General features: G+C 61.9%; 18 protein-coding genes. 7 read left to right on the plus strand and 11 right to left on the minus strand.

The window, feature by feature from the left end; all coding sequences use genetic code 11:
* Positions 1–51 precede the first annotated feature (51 nt).
* Positions 52–537, plus strand: a complete 486-nt coding sequence (gene bkdR, locus CWC48_RS21340) for a Bkd operon transcriptional regulator BkdR (RefSeq protein WP_010209335.1) — start codon at positions 52–54, stop codon at positions 535–537.
* Here bkdR and CWC48_RS21345 read toward each other — a convergent pair.
* On the minus strand, positions 534–1,397 hold the full coding sequence (locus tag CWC48_RS21345) for an MBL fold metallo-hydrolase (RefSeq protein WP_078049305.1): 864 nt from the start codon (positions 1,395–1,397) through the stop codon (positions 534–536). The genes bkdR and CWC48_RS21345 overlap by 4 nt on opposite strands.
* A gap of 94 nt (positions 1,398–1,491) precedes the next feature.
* Here CWC48_RS21345 and CWC48_RS21350 point away from each other — a divergent pair, with 94 nt between their 5' ends.
* The 5 genes from CWC48_RS21350 to CWC48_RS21370 all read left to right on the plus strand — a co-directional run bounded on the left by CWC48_RS21350 (position 1,492) and on the right by CWC48_RS21370 (position 6,915).
* Positions 1,492–1,827, plus strand: coding sequence for a helix-turn-helix transcriptional regulator (locus CWC48_RS21350; protein WP_005789341.1), 336 nt, complete (start codon positions 1,492–1,494; stop codon positions 1,825–1,827).
* Positions 1,828–1,877: 50 nt separating this feature from the next.
* Positions 1,878–3,122, plus strand: coding sequence for an FAD/NAD(P)-binding oxidoreductase (locus CWC48_RS21355; RefSeq protein ID WP_078049304.1), 1,245 nt, complete (start codon positions 1,878–1,880; stop codon positions 3,120–3,122).
* Positions 3,123–3,935, plus strand: a complete 813-nt coding sequence (locus CWC48_RS21360) for a sulfite exporter TauE/SafE family protein (RefSeq protein ID WP_100490254.1) — start codon at positions 3,123–3,125, stop codon at positions 3,933–3,935.
* A 185-nt stretch (positions 3,936–4,120) separates the two neighbouring features.
* Entirely contained in the window at positions 4,121–5,767 is a 1,647-nt protein-coding gene (locus CWC48_RS21365; protein WP_078049302.1) for an MFS transporter, read from the plus strand.
* Positions 5,764–6,915, plus strand: a complete 1,152-nt coding sequence (locus CWC48_RS21370) for an HlyD family secretion protein (protein WP_078049301.1) — start codon at positions 5,764–5,766, stop codon at positions 6,913–6,915. Before CWC48_RS21365 ends, CWC48_RS21370 begins: the two co-directional genes overlap by 4 nt.
* 80 nt (positions 6,916–6,995) lie before the next feature.
* Here the strand turns inward: CWC48_RS21370 and CWC48_RS21375 are convergent, their stop codons facing one another.
* The 10 genes from CWC48_RS21375 to CWC48_RS21420 form a co-directional block, all read right to left on the minus strand.
* The gene (locus tag CWC48_RS21375) at positions 6,996–7,874 is read right to left on the minus strand and encodes an aldose 1-epimerase (RefSeq protein WP_078049300.1); all 879 of its coding nucleotides are present in this window, start codon (positions 7,872–7,874) and stop codon (positions 6,996–6,998) included.
* Positions 7,875–7,940: 66 nt separating this feature from the next.
* A complete protein-coding gene (locus tag CWC48_RS21380) occupies positions 7,941–9,221 on the minus strand; it encodes a TRAP transporter large permease (protein ID WP_078049299.1) in 1,281 nt (426 codons plus the stop codon).
* Position 9,222: 1 nt separating this feature from the next.
* Entirely contained in the window at positions 9,223–9,750 is a 528-nt protein-coding gene (locus CWC48_RS21385; protein WP_078049298.1) for a TRAP transporter small permease, read from the minus strand.
* Between the two features lie 64 nt (positions 9,751–9,814).
* Positions 9,815–10,777 carry a TRAP transporter substrate-binding protein gene (locus tag CWC48_RS21390; protein ID WP_099492957.1) on the minus strand — a complete coding sequence of 321 codons (963 nt, stop codon included), beginning with the start codon at positions 10,775–10,777 and terminating at the stop codon, positions 9,815–9,817.
* Between the two features lie 51 nt (positions 10,778–10,828).
* Positions 10,829–11,704, minus strand: a complete 876-nt coding sequence (locus CWC48_RS21395; RefSeq protein WP_078049296.1) for an SMP-30/gluconolactonase/LRE family protein — start codon at positions 11,702–11,704, stop codon at positions 10,829–10,831.
* Between the two features lie 3 nt (positions 11,705–11,707).
* A complete protein-coding gene (locus CWC48_RS21400) occupies positions 11,708–12,532 on the minus strand; it encodes an NAD(P)-dependent oxidoreductase (protein WP_099492956.1) in 825 nt (274 codons plus the stop codon).
* A 197-nt stretch (positions 12,533–12,729) separates the two neighbouring features.
* Complete coding sequence (locus tag CWC48_RS21405; protein ID WP_078049294.1) at positions 12,730–13,992, minus strand: OprD family porin; 1,263 nt, start codon at positions 13,990–13,992, stop codon at positions 12,730–12,732.
* 395 nt (positions 13,993–14,387) lie between these two features.
* Positions 14,388–15,245 (minus strand): copper homeostasis membrane protein CopD, encoded by an 858-nt coding sequence (gene copD / locus CWC48_RS21410; RefSeq protein WP_100490255.1) that lies wholly within the window; start codon positions 15,243–15,245, stop codon positions 14,388–14,390.
* A 3-nt stretch (positions 15,246–15,248) separates the two neighbouring features.
* Positions 15,249–15,614, minus strand: a complete 366-nt coding sequence (gene copC / locus CWC48_RS21415) for a copper homeostasis periplasmic binding protein CopC (RefSeq protein WP_099492953.1) — start codon at positions 15,612–15,614, stop codon at positions 15,249–15,251.
* Between the two features lie 18 nt (positions 15,615–15,632).
* On the minus strand, positions 15,633–16,076 hold the full coding sequence (locus CWC48_RS21420; protein ID WP_078049291.1) for a GNAT family N-acetyltransferase: 444 nt from the start codon (positions 16,074–16,076) through the stop codon (positions 15,633–15,635).
* A gap of 143 nt (positions 16,077–16,219) precedes the next feature.
* On the opposite strand from CWC48_RS21420, the gene CWC48_RS21425 reads away from it, so the two are divergent.
* Entirely contained in the window at positions 16,220–16,840 is a 621-nt protein-coding gene (locus CWC48_RS21425; RefSeq protein WP_100490256.1) for a TetR/AcrR family transcriptional regulator, read from the plus strand.
* Positions 16,841–16,855: the final 15 nt, after the last annotated feature.

A 16,855-nucleotide genomic window follows, 5' to 3' on the forward strand; every position in this document is an offset into this window, starting at 1 on the left:
ATTTGCGGATAAAAAAACTGCATAAACATAATAAACAGGTGATTTTGTCTCATGCGCAAACTGGACCGTACCGATATCGGCATTCTCAACGCCCTGCAGGAGAATGCCCGCATCACCAACGCCGACCTGGCCCGCTCGGTCAACCTGTCGCCCACGCCGTGTTTCAACCGGGTGAAGGCGATGGAAGAACTGGGCCTGATTCGAGACCAGGTCACGCTGCTCGACGCCGACCTGTTGGGCCTGCACGTCAACGTGTTCATCCACGTGAGCCTGGAAAAGCAGAATGAGTTGGCATTGCAGCAGTTCGAAGGCGCGATCTCGGACCGGCCAGAAGTGATGGAGTGTTACCTGATGGCCGGTGACCCGGACTATCTGATCCGGGTGCTGGTGCCGACAATCCAGTCGCTGGAGCGTTTCATGATGGACTTTTTGACCAAGGTGCCGGGCGTCGCCAACATCCGCTCCAGCTTCGCCCTCAAGCAGGTGCGCTACAAAACTGCGTTGCCGCTACCGGCCAACGGCATCAACCTGGGTTAGAGGTGGTTGACCGGAATCTTCAGGTACACCACACCATTGTCCTCCGCCGGCGGCATATTCCCCGCCCGCACATTCACCTGGATCGCCGGCAGCAACAGCGTCGGCATCCCCAGCCCTGCGTCGCGCGTGGTGCGCATCTCGACAAACGTGGCTTCATCCACGCCATCATGCACATGGATATTCCCCGCACGCTGCTCTGCCACCGTGGTCCGGCACTTTGCCTCACGGCCTTCGGGCGGGTAGTCGTGGCAGACGTACAACTCGGTTTCCAGGGGAAAGCCCAGCAACTTGCGCATCGACGCATACAACTGCCGCGCATCGCCGCCAGGGAAATCACAGCGCGCCGTGCCGACATCCGGCATGAACAGCGTGTCACCCACCAGGATCAGTCGGTCGTCGATCAGATAGGCCATGTCCGCCGGGGTATGCCCTGGCACATGCAGGGCCTGGGCCTTGAGCGTGCCGATGTGAAACACCTCATCCGGCGCAAACAGGTGATCGAACTGCGAGCCATCCACGCGAAATTCCGGCTCCAGGTTGAACAGGTTCTTGAACACGCCCTGCACTTTGCTGATCGACTGCCCGATGGCGATCTTGCCACCCAGCGTGCGGCGCAGGTATGGCGCGGCAGACAAGTGATCAGCGTGGGCGTGGGTTTCCAGCAGCCATTGCACCTGCAGCCCATGCTCGCGCACAAAGCGGATGACCTTGTCGGCCTGGGCGGTGTCGGTGCGCCCCGAGGCCGGGTCGTAGTTGAGCACCGAATCGACGATGGCACAGGGGCCGCCATCGGTTTCATAAACCACGTAGGTGTAGGTCGACGATGCCTCGTCCAGAAAGGCTTGGATCAGCGCTGGCATGGCGGTTGTCCCGGATGAAGAAAAAAGTAGTTACAATCAGTTTACGTTTTCACATAATGTTTTGAGCTTAAGTGACAAAAAGGACCCGAGGCAAATGGAATCTACTCTGAGTGAGGGCGAAGTCGCCCAGTTGCGCGCATCGGCGTCCAAGGCCTGCTCCTTGCTCAAGGCCCTGGCCAATGAGGATCGTTTGTTGATCCTGTGCCAGTTGACCCAGGGCGAGCGCAATGTCGGCGAACTGGAAGCCCTGACCGGCGTGCGTCAGCCCACGCTGTCTCAACAGTTGGGCATCCTGCGTGACGAAGGGTTGGTCGCCACCCGTCGGGAAGGTAAATACATCTTCTACGGGTTGGCCAGCCACGAAGTGATTCAAGTAATGAAGACCCTGTCCGGCTTGTACTGCGGCGCGGTCATAAAAAGCTGGGCGTGACGCCATCCGGCAGCGACCCTTGTGTGCATGTATGACAAAGGCGATAGACCATGACCGACCAACACTGGGGCCCAACCATCAGTGGCGACATCGTAGTCATCGGCGGCGGCTCGGCGGGCATTGGCCTGCTGGCCAGCCTGCTCAAGCGCGACCCGCACCTGAATATCATCCTGATCGAACCGAGCGACCATCATAGCTACCAGCCCGCCTGGACCCTGGTGGGTGGCGGCGCCTATGACCTGAAAAAGACCCGCCGCCCGCTGGCCGATGTATTGCCCAACGGCGTTACCTGGGTGCAAGCCGCCGTCACCGAAGTACTGCCCGACGAGCAGACCCTGATCCTCGACAGCGGCCAGCGTGTCAGCTGGCAAAACCTGATCGTCTGCCCGGGCCTGCGCCTGGCCTGGGAGAAGATCGAAGGCCTGCAAGACACCCTCGGCAAGCATGGCGTCACGTCCAACTACAGCTACCAGCACGCCGCTTACACCTGGCAACTGGTGCAGCAACTCAAGGGCGGCAAGGCGATCTTCACCCAGCCAGCCATGCCGATCAAATGCGCAGGCGCGCCGCAAAAGGCCATGTATTTGTCCTGCGATCACTGGCTCAGGCAGGGCGCGCTGAAAAACATCGATGTCGAATTCAACCTGGCCGGTGCCGCGCTGTTCGGCGTGGCGACCTTCGTGCCGCCGTTGATGAAATACGTGGAGAAGTACAACGCCCGCCTTGCGTTCAACGCCAACCTGGTGAAAGTCGACGGCCCAGCGCGTAAGGCCTGGTTCGAAGTGAAGGACGCCGAAGGCAATGCCCGCGTTGAAGAAAAATCCTTCGACCTACTGCACGTGGTCCCACCGCAGGTTTCTCCGGACTTCATCCGCCAAAGCCCGCTGGCCGATGCAGCGGGCTGGTGCGAAGTGAACCCCCACAGCCTGCAACACCTGCGTTACCCGCACATCTTCGGCCTGGGTGACGTGTGCGGCACCACCAACGCCAAGACCGCCGCTGCAGTGCGCAAACAGATCGTAGTGGTCGCTGAAAACCTGCTGGCCCTGCGCAAACAGGCGCCGCTGCCGCTCAAATACGACGGCTACGGTTCCTGCCCGCTGACGGTGGAGAAGGGCAAGGTGGTGCTGGCCGAGTTTGGCTACGGCGGCAAGCTGCTGCCGACCTTTCCCCTCGACCCGACCCAGGCGCGTCGCTCGATGTGGTTCCTCAAGGCCACGTTGCTGCCGTGGTTCTATTGGAATGGCATGCTCAAGGGCCGCGAGTGGCTGACCCGCCTGAGCAAGGTGGACTGAATGCTGCTGGCCAGTGTGTTGGGGTTATTGATGGGCCTGGTCATGGGCCTGACCGGCGCGGGCGGCGGCATCCTTGGGGTGCCGGCGCTGGTGCTTGGTTTGGGCTTGAGCATGACCCAGGCCGCGCCGGTGTCGTTGCTTGCGGTTGGCGCGGCGGCGGCGGTGGGAGCGGTCGATGGTTTGCGCCATGGCCTGGTGCGTTACCGCGCCGCGTTGTTGATCGCCTTGCTCGGTGCGCTGTTCTCGCCGGTGGGGGTGTTTCTCGCCCACCAACTGCCGGAAGCGTTGCTGATGGGGCTGTTCAGTGGCTTGATGGTGTTGGTGGCCTGGCGCATGTTGCAGCGTGAAAAACGTGAGGCGGGGCCGAGTGACCATGGCACGGCGTCCTGGGGACAGAAGAACTGCATGCTCGATCAGCAGACCGGGCGCTTCGCCTGGACCGCCAAATGCAGCGCGACCCTGGCCGCCCTCGGCGCGGTGACCGGTGCGGTATCCGGCCTGCTCGGTGTGGGCGGTGGCTTCCTGATCGTGCCGGCGTTCAAGCAACTCACCGATGTGCAGATGCGCGGCATCGTCGCCACCTCCTTGATGGTGATCAGCCTGCTCTCCTTGGTCGGTGTGGCTGGCGCGTTCCATGCCGGTGTACGCATCGAATCAGTGGGCTGGGTGTTTATCGGCGCGAGCATCGTCGGCATGCTGGCCGGGCGGCGCCTGTGCTCGGTGATTCCCGCGCGCACCTTGCAGGTGGGGTTTGCCAGCCTGTGCGTACTGGTGGCCGTTGGCATGTTGGTCAAGGCCTGTCTTACATCCTAAGTGCCGGGCCTGTGACGGGGCCCGTCCTACGCCGAATGTGCCGGGCACCCGCTGCCCGTCCACGACCGCGCTCGTTTGGAGGATCAATCACCCCCTCGACATGGCAAGATGAACTCCGCTCAGGTTTACTACTCCCTGAGTAATGGTTTTACCGACATCCTGCGTCGGGTCATCTAGGTCATCGAATGAACAAATACACCCCTCACACCTGGGAGCCCCATGAGCGGCCAAGCCTGCCTGGCTCGCCGTCGACGCCATTGCACCCCACCCACAAGCGGTGGCTGTTCGCGATGGTGGGCGTGCTCGTAGCGATTACCGGGGGGTTGGGTAACGCGCTGGTCATTGCCAACCTGCAATACCTGCAGGGTGCCCTCGGCGCGACCACCGCCGAAATGGCCTGGCTGCCCGCCGCCTATGTGATGACCAACGTGTGCATGAACCTGCTGCTGGTGAAGTTCCGCCAGCAGTTCGGCCTGCGCGCGTTCACCGAGGTGTTCCTGGTGCTGTATGCACTGGTGACGTTCGGGCATTTGTTCGTCAACGATCTCAACTCCGCCATCGCCGTGCGAGCGGCCCACGGCATGGTAGGTGCGGCGCTGAGTTCATTGGGTTTGTATTACATGATCCAGGCTTTCCCGGCCAAGTGGCGCTTGAAGGCCTTGGTGCTGGGGTTGGGCACGGCGCAATTGGCCTTGCCACTGGCGCGGCTGTTCTCCGAGGACCTGCTGCAAATCGCCGAATGGCGCGGGCTGTACCTGTTCGAACTGGGCATGGCGCTGATTTGCCTGGGCTGCGTGTTCCTGCTCAAGTTGCCGCCCGGTGACCGCTTCAAGACCTTCGAAAAACTCGACTTCCTCACCTTCGCCATCCTTGCCACCGGGGTTGCCTTGCTCTGCGCCGTGCTGTCCCTGGGCCGAATCGACTGGTGGCTGGAAGCGCCGTGGATCGGCGTGGCCTCGGCCTGCTCGCTGGTGCTGATCATGGCCGGGCTGGCTATCGAGCATAACCGCGCCAACCCGATGCTGATGACCCGTTGGCTGGGCAGTGGCGTGATGATTCGCCTGGCACTGGCGGTGATCCTGATTCGCATGGTGCTGTCCGAGCAGTCCACCGGCGCCGTGGGGTTCATGCAGATGCTGAACATGAGCTACCAACAGATGCACACGCTGTACGTGGTGATGCTGGCCGGAGCGATCGCGGGCCTGGCGGTCAGTGCGCTCACCATCAACCCTGCGCATTTGCTGATGCCGCTGGTGATTTCCCTGGCGCTGATGGCGACGGGGTCGGTGATGGACAGCTTTTCCAGCAACCTCACGCGGCCGCAGAACCTGTATATCAGCCAGTTCCTGCTAGGCTTCGGCGGTACGTTCTTCCTGGGGCCGACCATGGTGCTGGGCACCAAGAACGTGCTGACCAACCCGCGTAACCTGGTGAGTTTTTCGGTGATGTTCGGGATCTGCCAGAACCTCGGCGGGCTGATTGGCGCGGCGTTGCTGGGCACGTTCCAGATTGTGCGCGAGAAATATCACTCCAGCATGATCGTCGAACATTTGACCTTGCTGGACCCACGTGTGGCCGCGCGGGTGCAGAGCGGCGGCTCGGCCTACGGCGGCATTGTCGCCGACCCCGAGCTGCGCAACCTGATGGGCATTCGCAGCCTGGCCACGGCGGCAACCCGCGAGGCGAATGTGATGGCCTACAACGATGTCTTCATGCTGATCGCGATCATCGCGATACTGACCATGATCTGGATCTTTATCCGCAGTCTGTGGCTGATGAGCACCACCCAGGCAGCAGCCACTCCCGTTCAACCCAGCGGCGCTTCTTCATGACCGAACCGACTTCCACTACCACGACCACCAACGCCATCGCCTCCACCCCGGAAGGCAGTACACCGCCCGGCGCCACGGTGACCGAGCCGCGCTCCTTGCGGGTGCGCATCGTCTCGTCCCTGGGCTTTGCCGCGATTGCCATCGTCGGGGTGCTGATCGTGTTGTATGCCTGGCAGTTGCCACCGTTCAGCAGTGCCGTGGAAACCACCGAGAACGCCTTGGTGCGTGGGCAGGTGACGATTATCGGCCCGCAGCTCAGCGGCTATGTGTTCGAAGTGCCGGTGCAGGACTTCCAGTACGTGAAGGCCGGCGACCTGCTGGTGCGCCTCGACGACCGAATCTACAAGCAGCGCCTCGACCAGGCGCTGGCGCAACTGGCGGTGCAGAAGGCCTCGTTGGCGAATGTGGTGCAGCAGCGCAACAGCGCCGAAGCCACCATCCAGTTGCGCCAGGCGGCATTGGCGGACAGCCAGGCGCAGGCGCGCAAGAGCACCGCCGATCTGCGCCGCAATGAAGAGTTGATCAGTGACGGCTCGGTGTCCAAGCGTGAGTTGGACGTGACCCGCGCCGCCAACGCGCAAACCATCGCGGCGGTGGCCCAGGCCCAGGCCAGCCTGGAAATCGCACGTCAGGACCTGCAGACCGTGATCGTCAATCGCGGCTCCCTGGAAGCGGCCGTGGCGAGTGCCGAGGCGGCGGTGGAGCTGGCGCGCATCGACCTGTCCAACACGCGCATCACCGCGCCACGCGACGGGCAACTGGGGCAGATCGGCGTGCGCCTGGGGGCCTACGTCAACTCCGGTGCGCAGTTAATGGCGCTGGTGCCGAAGCAACTGTGGGTGATCGCCAATATGAAGGAAACCCAGATGGACAATGTGCAGGTCGGCCAGCCGGTGACCTTCACCGTGGATGCCCTGAACCACCGCAAATTCCACGGCACGGTGCAGCATATTTCCCCGGCCACCGGCTCGGAGTTCAGCCTGTTGCAAGCGGACAATGCCACTGGCAACTTCGTGAAGATCGCCCAGCGCGTGCCGGTGAGGATCACGGTGGACCCCGACCAGGCCGAGAGCGAGCGGTTGCGGCCGGGGTTGTCGGTGGTGGTGAGCATCGACACCGCCGGGCGCCTGAAAAACGCTCCACCCTGACACAACACAAATCAAAACTGTGGGAGGGGGCTTGCCCCCGATAGCGGTGTCCCAGCCACCACTGTATTACTGATACACCGTCATCGGGGCAAGCCCCCTCCCACATGTTGTATGTATTTGAGCTTGAAGTTGAGTTGTACCGACTGATTGTGTTCCAGCAGTTTCAGGCCCGGCCGGCCGGGCAGGTGATGAGCATTCACCGGATGGCTCACCGGCTCGATGCAAAAGAACCCCAGCCCCGGCGGGCAGTACAGCAGGAAGTAATCCGCGCCGCTCGCCTGGCATTCCAACGCATACCCGAGCTCCGGTTGTTCTATCCGGCAGTGCCCGTCCCATTGGCAGAAACCATTGTCCACCAGGCCTTCCGGCAGGGCTTTCAAGGCGCTGAAGTCCCAGGCCTGCGGCACCGGCGCCAGCCTCGTGGGCAACTTGGACGCGTCACTCATCCACACCTGCGACGCCCTGGCCTGCAGCCGCGTGGTGGCTCGGCGTGGCAGGTAAGGATGCAAACCCAACCCATGCCAGGCGGCTTTTTCGCCGAGATGGGTCACGCGCAGGGCAATACTCAGTTCACCTTCGTGCAGGCGAAATCGCTGCTCGGCGCGATAGGCGAAGGGCGTGTCGCACTCCACCGCCAATACCGCTTCATCCTCGGTGTGGCTCAGCACCTGCCAGGCCTGTTGCCATGCCGAGCCATGGATCGGCAACGGGTCGGTCAGGCTGTTGGGGGCGAGGGCCAACCAGCCGTCGGGGTTGTCGAAACCGCCTTGGGCAATGCGGTTGGACCAGGGCGCCAGGGGGTAACACCCCAGCTTGCCCGGCAGGCCGGTACTGATCGCCTGCTCGTCGCTATGGCGCAACAGCGGCTGGCCGGTGGCGCGCACGCTCCAGTTGACGATGCTGCCGCCCACGGCCGGGGCCAGGGTCAGCACGGTCAGTTCATCGCTGAGTTCCAGCATCACATGTTTACCTTGAAATGCAGGTCACTTGTAGGCGCCAGCTTGCCGGCGCCTACAAGGGGAGGGTTACAGCACCACGCTGGGCAGCCACAGCGACAGCGCCGGGATGTAGGTCACCGCCATCAGCACCAGGAACAGCACGCCATAGAACGGCAGCAACGCTTTCACGGTTTTCTCGATGCTGACCTTGCCCACCGCCGCGCCCACAAACAACACGGCGCCCACCGGTGGGGTGATCAACCCGATCCCCAGGTTCACCAGCATGATCATGCCGAAGTGCACCGGGTCGACGCCGATCCCCAGGATCACCGGCAGCAGGATCGGCGTGAGGATCAGAATCAGCGGCGCCATGTCCATCACCGTGCCGAGCAACAGCAGCATGGCGTTGATGCACATCAGGATCACGTAGCGGTTGTCCGACAGGGTCAGGAACAGCGTGGTGATCTTCGCCGGGATCTGCATCAGGGTCATGATGTAGCCGAAACTGGCGGCAAAGGCGATCAGGATCATCACGATGGAAATGGTGCGCACCGTGCGGTGCATCAGCTTGGGCAGCTCGCTCCATTTATAGTCGCGGTAGATGAACATGGTCACGAAGAATGCCCACAGCACGGCAATCGCGGCGGACTCGGTGGCCGTGAAGATGCCCGAGAGAATACCGCCGAGGATGATCACCATGGCCATCAGGCCCCACAGCGCATCGGCGCAGATTTTCAGGGCCTGCTTGAGCGGGATGACTTCGCCCTTGGGGTAGTCGCGCTTCTTGGCGAAGATCAGGCACAGCACCATCAGGCAGGCACTCATCAGCAAGCCCGGGACCACGCCGGCCATGAACAGCGAAGCGATCGACACCGTGCCACCCGCTGCCAGGGAGTAGAGCACCGAGTTGTGGCTGGGCGGTGTCAGCAGGGCCTGCACCGAACCGCTGATGGTCACGGCCGTGGCGAACTCCCTGGGGTAGCCCCGGCGTTCCATTTCCGGGATCAACACCGAGCCGACCGAGGCGGTATCGGCCACCGACGAGCCGGAGATCGCACCAAAAAATGTCGAGGCCATGATGTTCACCAGGGACAGGCCACCGCGCACAAAACCGACCAGCACCCCGGCAAACGCCACCAGCCGGCGCGACATGCCGCCCTCGGCCATGATCGCCCCGGCCAGCACAAAGAACGGAATCGCCATCAGCGAAAACTTGTTCACCCCGCCAGCCACCTGGATCATCAGGGCCTGGAACGGAATGTCGATCCACCACGCGCCGATCAATGCGGCCAACCCCAGGGCGTAGGCCACGGGCATGCCGATCAGGATCAAAGCGATAAAGCTGCCCAACAGAATCAATGCGTCCATATCAGGCGGCCCCTTCGCTTTCTTCAACCAGGTCAAAGCGCACGACCCGACGGTTGCTCTGGTCACCGAGCAGGAGTTTCTCCAGCACAAACACCAGGGTCAGCAGCCCGCCAATCGGGATCGGCATGTAGGTGATGCCCACGCGCAACGTGGGGATGGCGCTCATGAACTGGTTCCAGGTGGACAGGCACAGCTTGGTGCCCCAGATCGCCATGAACAGGCAGATGGTTGCCATCAGCAGCTGGGAAACGATGCCGACGACGCGGCGTTGGGTGGGAGGCAGGCGGTCGGTGATCATCGCCACCGACATGTGCGCCCCGGCGCGATAACTGGCGGCGGCGCCGATGAAGGTGAATACCAGCATCAGCAGGATGGCGGTGGGTTCCGGCCAACTGGAACCGGTGCCGAGGACGTAGCGGGCGAAGATGCCCCAGGGAATGATCAATGCGACCCCCAGTACCGAGAGGCCGGCGACCCAGATACAGGTCATGTAGATGCGGTCGTTGATGCGCAGCAGTAAATTCTTCATGGCGTTCACCGTAACCGGGCGCGTCAGTGCCGACCGCGCCGGGCCTTGCTAGAGAAGGAGGGCGTTACTGAACGGCGTCGATGCGCTGGATGATGTCGGCGTAAGCCGCACCGTATTTGGCGCGCACCGGCGCGGTGGCGTCGTAGAAGGGTTTTTTGTCGACGGTGATGAACTCGACACCGGCGGCCTTGAGCTTGGTTTCACTGCTGGCGGACTTGGCGTCCCACAACACGCGCTCGTCAGCCTGGGCGGCCTTGGCGGCGTTTTTCACCATGACCTGCTGGGCGGGGGTGAGCTTGTTCCAGGTGATTTTCGACATCACGATGGGCTCGGGCAGGATCAAGTGCTCGGTGAGGGTGTAGTACTTGGCGTTCTGGAAATGGTTGTGTTCCAGCAGGGTCGGCGGGTTGTTTTCTGCGCCGTCGATCACGCCGGTTTGCAGGGCACTGAAGATCTCGCCGGTGTCCATGGCGATGCCATTGGCGCCCATTTCATTGAAGGCCTCGATGAACAGCGGGTTGCCTTGCACGCGGATCTTCATGCCCTTGAGGTCTTCGATCTTGCGGACCGGTTTCTTGGTGTAGAGGTTGCGCGTGCCGCCGTCCATCCAGGCCAGGGCCACCAGGCCGAACTCCGAGTCGGTGATCTTGGCGAGGATCTCATCGCCGATCTCGCCGTCGATAACCTTGCGCATGTGCGCCTGGTCGCGGAACACGAACGGCAGGTTGAACACGTTCACGTCGGGGACCACCGGGCCGACGATACCCAGGCTGACCCGGGCCATCTGGATAGCACCGACCTGGGCCTGTTCGACCACTTCCTTTTCGGAGCCCAGGACGCCACCGGGGAAGAACTTGAAGGTCAGTTCACCGTTGCTTTCCTTGGTCAGGGCCGCGCCCATGTTCTTTTCGGCGACCACGGTGGGGTAACCGTCCGGGTGGATGTCGGCAAATTTGATTTCCAGCGCGTGGGCGGCGCTGCTGAGGGTGAAGAATGCAGCGGCGAGCAAGGTGCGTTTGAAGTCCATGGGATGTCTCTCCTGTCTTGTTATTGTTGTATTCAAGGCACAGCGATGCAGCTAGAGGATGAACTGGGGCTCCGGCAATCCGACAACGCCGGGGTTGAGGGCGAACACGCCGCCGGACAGTGACTGTGCACTCTGGTCATCACGGATCGAGGTGACGAACAGGGTGTCCAGGCGACTGCCGCCAAAGGCGCACATGGTGGGTTTTTTCACCGGTACGGTGAGGGAACGGTCGAGGCGACCTTCGGGGGTGAAGCGGTGGATGAGCCCGGCGTCGTTGGCGCAGATCCAGTAGCAGCCATCGGCGTCCACGGCGGCGCCATCGGGGCGGCCCAGGTGGTTGTGCATGTCCACGAACACGCGGCGATTGGACGGCGTGCCGGTGTCGATGTCGTAGTCGAAGGCCCAGATCTGCTGCACCAGTGGGTGAGAGTCCGAGGCATACATCGTGCGGCCATCCGGGCTGAACGCGAGGCCATTGAGGGTAATGAACCCGCCCAGTTGGGCGTGGGGTGCCGCGCCGGACGCGTAGCGGTAGAGGGTGCCCTCAGCCGCGTTCAAGCCCATGTTCAGCACCATGCTGCCGGCCCAGAAACGGCCCTGGCGATCACAGCGGCCGTCATTCAGGCGCATGTCCGTGCGCGGGTGCTCGACGCTCGCCAGGGGCGTGGTGTCGAGGCTGCCATCGTTGTGCGGGGTGAGCTGGAAGAAGCCGGTTTCCATCCCGGCGACCCAGTTGCCTGCCGTGGTGCGGGCGATACAGGCGAGCATTTGCGGGGCTGTCCAGGCGGCGATATGGCCGCTGGCGGCGCTCCAGCGTTGCAGGCCGCCCTTGGGGATGTCCACCCAGTACAGGGCGTTTTCCTCAGGCACCCACACCGGGCATTCACCCACGGCATTGCGCGCGTCGACAATCAATTCGGCGCTCATGGGTCAATCACCGAAGGGGCCGGCTGCGCAGAACGCGCCGCCTTGGTAAACCTTGGCCGGATCATTGTCGGCCACCGGTGGCTGGGTTTCGACCTGGGCGCGGAACACCTCGGAGCTGTCCTTTGGCGCAAAGCCCAGGTGGGCGGCGTAGCGGTTGTCCCACCAGGTGTCGAGGTTATCCGACATGCCGTAGACCACCGTGTGGCCGACGTTCGGCGTGTACAGCGCGCGTTCGAGCAGTTGGGTCAGGTCATCGAAGCTCAGCCAGGTGTGCATCATCCGACGGTTCTGCGGCTCCGGGAACGACGAGCCGATGCGGATGCTCACGGTCTCGATGCCGTAGCGGTCGAAGTAGAAACTGGCCATGTCTTCGCCGTAGGACTTGGACAGGCCGTAGTAGCTGTCCGGGCGGCGCGGGGAGTGGGCGTCGAGGGTTTCGCCCTGCTTGTAGAAGCCGATGACGTGGTTGGAGCTGGCGAAAATCACGCGCTTCACGCCATGGCGGCGGGCGGCCTCGTAGATATGGAAAATGCCGCAGATGTTGGCGCCGAGGACCTCTTCGAACGAGCGCTCCACCGATACGCCGCCGAAGTGCAGGATCGCGTCAACGCCTTCCACCAAGTGGTGCACGGCTTGTTTGTCGGCGAGGTCGCAGGGTTGCACTTCTTCGCACGCGTCGGCAGCCGGAGCCATGTTGGCGATATCCGACAGGCGCAGTACCTGGGCGTAAGGTCGCAGGCGCTCGCGCAAGACTTTACCCAGGCCGCCAGCGGCACCGGTGAGCAGCAGGCGATTGAATGGAACGGGCGTGGTTGTGGTGGTGGTCATGAGGGTTCCATTGTTGTTGTAGGTTGTCGTATGACTATGCCGAAGTATCGTTAGGGATTCCCTAGGTTGTCAACGTTCTTGCTGACGCCAAAATACAATTGTGGGAAATGGCTTGCCTGCGATTGCGGACGGTCAGTTGACATCTACATTGCTGATGCGCCGCCATCGCAGGCAAGCCAGCTCCCACGTTGGACGGGTTACAACAGTGAAATCGGATAGCTGATAAACAGCCGATTTTCATCAAACTCGTTATTGCTGAAATCCCGACGCATGGTCGAATTGCGCCAGCGCACGTTCAGGTCCTTCAGCGCACCGCTTTGGACCGTGTAGGCCAGTTCCGATTCGCGGCCCCATTCCTTGCCGTCGGTGATCGCCCCGGTGTGTACGTTACTGCCACTGATGTAGCGGTTCATCATGGTCAGCCCCGGAATGCCAAGCACCACAAAGTTGAAGTCATGGCGCACCTGCCAGGACTTTTCCTTGGCGTTATCGTAGCTGGCGTTGTAGCTGTCGTTGGCCAGGGTGCCGCCGCTGGTGCCGTTGACCCGCATCCACACGCTGTCGCCGGTGAGTTTCTGCAGGCCCACATAGAAGGTGTTGCCGTTGTACTTGGCCGAGAGCAGGGCGAAGGCGGTCTTGTTGTCGAGGTCGCCGGCCAGGGCGCTGCCGTCTTCCTTGCCGTTGAAAAAGCCGAGGTTGGCGCCCAGTGTCCAGTCGCCCACGGGTTGGCTGTGGGTCAGGTTGAAATACTGTTGCTGGTAGATATCCGTGAGTTCGGCGTACCACACGCCGACCTGGGTGCGTTTGTCGTTGAAGCTGTACTCACCGCCGCCGAAGTTGAAACGGTCGGAGGTGAACGCGGCTTTGCCGTTCATGAACATGTCTTCCATGCTCGCGTCGTTGCGCGGGCTGTTACCGCGAAACTGGCCGCCGTAGAGGGTCAGGCCGGCGATTTCGCTGGAGGTGACCTGGCCGCCACGGAAGGTCTGGGGCAGCGAGCGGCCGTCGTCGGAGCGCAGGATCGGCAGCACCGGCATCCACTCGCCGACCTTCAATTCGGTCTTCGACAGCTTGGTTTTCAGGGCCACGCCCAGGCGGCCGAAGTTGTCGGCGGGGCGCCCGTCATCGTGGATCGGCAATAACTGCGTGCCACCGGTGCCTTTGCCGCCGTCGAGTTTTTGCGAGTACAGGCCCAGGACATCAATCCCGAAACCCACGGTGCCTTGGGTGAAGCCGGACTTGGCATCAAGGATGAAGTTCTGCGTCCACTCTTCGGCCTTGCCCTGGGGGTTGGTCGGGTTGGTGAAGTTGCGGTTGAAGTAGGCGTTGCGCAGGTTGAGCGTGGCCTTGGCGTCTTCGATAAAACCGTCGGCGTGGACGCTGAGGGGGAGGGTAAATGCCAGGCTGCCTAGACCGAGGAGGCCGATAGACGAGGAGGAATTGCGGGCGAATTGACTCACAGTGGAACTCCCTTTTTGTTGTTTTTATTATTTGTCGTACGTCGTCGTACAACATTGAGGGGGATATTTGCGGGGTTTTTGAGGGCTGTCAAGCGGAAGTTATACGATGACCTGGGGTGGCTTGATCTAGAGGGGCAGGGTCAGTGGAGGAGCTGGCTTGCCTGCGAAAGCGGCCTGGCAGCCGACCACAATCTAACCGTTACCCCGCGATCCAACTGAGGGAGCGGGCTTGCTCGCGAAGGCGGCCGGACAGCTGACCGCTATCTGACTGTAGCCCCACGATCTAAATGTGGGAGCTGGCTTGCCGGCGATGGCATCGACTCGGTCTGTCTGATGTACCGAAGTGTCTGCATCGGTAAGCCAGCGCCCACATTGATTGCATTCCAATTTCTTTTTTAGCCAGCCATGACCATCGGCGGAAGGGTTCCCAGCAGCGAAACGGCGGCTACCGCCGAAACACCCAGTAACCATTCCAGCATCACGCTGGCCTTCAGCGTGTCCGGTCGCGCTTCACAGCGTTCGATGCGCAGGCGGTTCAACAAGGCCAGCGCCAACATCCCCAGCACCAACAGAACCTTGATCAACAGGATCAGCGCGAACCCGTTGAACAACGGCGTGGGCCACAGTTGCCCGGTGAGTACGCGCACGTTGATAAGGCCGGTGACCAGCAACCCGGCGACCAGGCCATAGCCCACGCCGCTGAAGCGCCTGAGGATCGCCGGCACCGGGTGGCCATGCGGCTGCCTGAGGATCAGGACCAGCAGTAACAGCCCGCCGAGCCACGCCCCCACGCAGACCAAGTGCACCACTTGGTTGAGGATCAACAATTGTCCGCTGAGCCCATCGAGCATGGCGCCATGCCCGACCGGCGCCAGCGTCGCCAGCAGCAGCGCGATTACCGGCAGGCGCAATGCCGGCCAGGGCTTGATCAGCACGATGACCAGCAGCAGGTTCAGCAGCAGGTGCCAGGTCCATACCTGGCCGAAGAAGGTTTTGCCCAGAACCAGTTGCACCGTGGCCGGCTGCAACGCCGCCGCCCAGCTGCCGGCCATGCTGGCAGTGATCAGCAGCAACCAGGCGAGGCCGGAGCCCAACCCCAGCCAGGCCAGCCCACGGGTGATACGGTGAAGTTGCCGGTCGAGTACCGGTTGCGGTTCAGCGCCCACCAGCCAGGGCCTGAACACACAGGCCCCGAACATCAACAACACGACGGTGAAATGCAGGAAGCGGCACAGCACCAGCAGGGTTGCCATGGGTTATTGGCCGACCTTGAAGCTGTATTCACCGTTGCTCTTGTGGGTGTCGACCGAGACTGCGTTCCACACCACCTTGTAGTTACCGGCGGCCAACGGCGCGGCCGGCGTGACGACCAGGACTTTTTTGTCGGCATCCGGGGTTTCCAGGCCCTTGATGGCGATTTCGGTGCCGTCCTTGCTCAGGGACACCTTGGTGAACGTGGCTTCGACGCCTTCGCTGAAGGTCAGCCGCAGGTCCTTGGGCGCAGCGACGCTGCTGTCTGCCGCAGGTTCAGCGCTCTTGAGATGGGCATGGGCAAACGCCGCCGAAGCGCCCAGCAGGGAGGCGAGCAGGGCGACGGTGGTGAGGCTTTTCTTGATCAACATTGTTCAATACCTTCAGGTTCAGGGAGTCGGTAGAGCCATGTGCAGCAAGGGAAAGGGCTTGCCTTCGCCATCCAGCGGCGAGCGCGCGACCTGGATAAAACCATAGTGCAGGTAGAACCCCACGGCCTGGGGGTTTTGTTCGTTGACATCCACCGTAAGGGTGTCGTGACGGGCGCGGGCGTGGTCGAGCAACTGGCGGCCAATGCCCTGGCCACGACGGTCCGGGTCGATAAACAGCATTTCGACATTTTGCCCTCCGGTGCCGATAAAACCGGCGATACCGTCCTGATCCTCGTATACCCACACCTCCAGGGCGGGCATGGGCAGGTAAGTATCGCGCACCAGGGGCAGTAACCGTTGAATGTCATCCTCGGGGAGGAAGTCATGGGTGGCGCGTACCGAGCGCTCCCACAGCGCTCCCAGCACAGGGTCGTCGGTGGCCACGCGAGGTCGAATAGTCATTGCAATGATCCTTCATGGGGATCGCGATCCTAACCAATCCGTTTTCCAGGCGAAAGGCTCGCGTCAGAAGTTTCATTATGGCCTGTCGCCGCGATCTAGAGCCGATGGTAGTCTTTAAGCCAAGTTGTTGTCAGGGAGCCCTTATGGGCAATCACAAGATCGGAATTCGTCGGGTCAACGTCGAAAAAATCCTGCTGGCGGCGGAGAAAGTCTTCGCCGAAAAAGGCTATGGCAGCACCGCCATGGCCGACATCGCTGAAGAAGTGCAACTGCCGCGCTCCAACCTGCATTACTACTTCACCACCAAAAGCGAGCTGTACAGCGCCGTGCTGTTCGACCTGCTGGAAGTGTGGAAGCAGGACGCCCTGAGCTTCGAAACCTTCGATGACCCACGGGTGGTGCTCAGTAGCTACATTCGCGCCAAGATGCAGCGCTCGCGCACGCGGCCGTATGGTTCAAAAGTCTGGGCCAACGAAATCATCCATGGTGCGCCGACCCTGGGTGAGGCGCTGGATGAAAGCCTGTACGACTGGGCCAAGATGAAGGAAGCGAAAATTCGCCAATGGGTGGAGGACAGACGCATCCTGCCGGTGGAGCCGTCGAGCCTGCTGTACATGATCTGGGCCTCGACCCAGCACTATGCCGACTTTGATCACCAAGTGAACATTTTGAATGATCACCAGCCGTTGTCGGATATGCAGTTCGAGAAGGCGATCCAGACGGTGACAGGTGTGATTTTGCGGGGGATTGGGTTGGAGCCTTGATATCGGTGAGCTGAT

Source organism: Pseudomonas sp. S10E 269 (genome assembly GCF_002798465.1).
Taxonomy (GTDB): Bacteria; Pseudomonadota; Gammaproteobacteria; order Pseudomonadales; family Pseudomonadaceae; genus Aquipseudomonas; species Aquipseudomonas pergaminensis.

Bases quoted from the DNA above. Each gene is read 5' to 3' on its own strand.
- CWC48_RS21370 (WP_078049301.1), top strand. From the start codon at position 5,764: ATGACCGAACCGACTTCCACTACCACGACCACCAACGCCATCGCCTCC.
- CWC48_RS21395 (WP_078049296.1), bottom strand. From the start codon at position 11,704: ATGAGCGCCGAATTGATTGTCGACGCGCGCAATGCCGTGGGTGAATGC.
- CWC48_RS21425 (WP_100490256.1), top strand. From the start codon at position 16,220: ATGGGCAATCACAAGATCGGAATTCGTCGGGTCAACGTCGAAAAAATC.
- CWC48_RS21365 (WP_078049302.1), top strand. From the start codon at position 4,121: ATGAACAAATACACCCCTCACACCTGGGAGCCCCATGAGCGGCCAAGC.
- CWC48_RS21390 (WP_099492957.1), bottom strand. From the start codon at position 10,777: ATGGACTTCAAACGCACCTTGCTCGCCGCTGCATTCTTCACCCTCAGC.
- CWC48_RS21400 (WP_099492956.1), bottom strand. From the start codon at position 12,532: ATGACCACCACCACAACCACGCCCGTTCCATTCAATCGCCTGCTGCTC.
- copC (WP_099492953.1), bottom strand. From the start codon at position 15,614: ATGTTGATCAAGAAAAGCCTCACCACCGTCGCCCTGCTCGCCTCCCTG.
- CWC48_RS21380 (WP_078049299.1), bottom strand. From the start codon at position 9,221: ATGGACGCATTGATTCTGTTGGGCAGCTTTATCGCTTTGATCCTGATC.
- CWC48_RS21420 (WP_078049291.1), bottom strand. From the start codon at position 16,076: ATGACTATTCGACCTCGCGTGGCCACCGACGACCCTGTGCTGGGAGCG.
- CWC48_RS21355 (WP_078049304.1), top strand. From the start codon at position 1,878: ATGACCGACCAACACTGGGGCCCAACCATCAGTGGCGACATCGTAGTC.
- CWC48_RS21375 (WP_078049300.1), bottom strand. From the start codon at position 7,874: ATGCTGGAACTCAGCGATGAACTGACCGTGCTGACCCTGGCCCCGGCC.
- copD (WP_100490255.1), bottom strand. From the start codon at position 15,245: ATGGCAACCCTGCTGGTGCTGTGCCGCTTCCTGCATTTCACCGTCGTG.
- CWC48_RS21345 (WP_078049305.1), bottom strand. From the start codon at position 1,397: ATGCCAGCGCTGATCCAAGCCTTTCTGGACGAGGCATCGTCGACCTAC.
- CWC48_RS21350 (WP_005789341.1), top strand. From the start codon at position 1,492: ATGGAATCTACTCTGAGTGAGGGCGAAGTCGCCCAGTTGCGCGCATCG.
- bkdR (WP_010209335.1), top strand. From the start codon at position 52: ATGCGCAAACTGGACCGTACCGATATCGGCATTCTCAACGCCCTGCAG.
- CWC48_RS21360 (WP_100490254.1), top strand. From the start codon at position 3,123: ATGCTGCTGGCCAGTGTGTTGGGGTTATTGATGGGCCTGGTCATGGGC.
- CWC48_RS21385 (WP_078049298.1), bottom strand. From the start codon at position 9,750: ATGAAGAATTTACTGCTGCGCATCAACGACCGCATCTACATGACCTGT.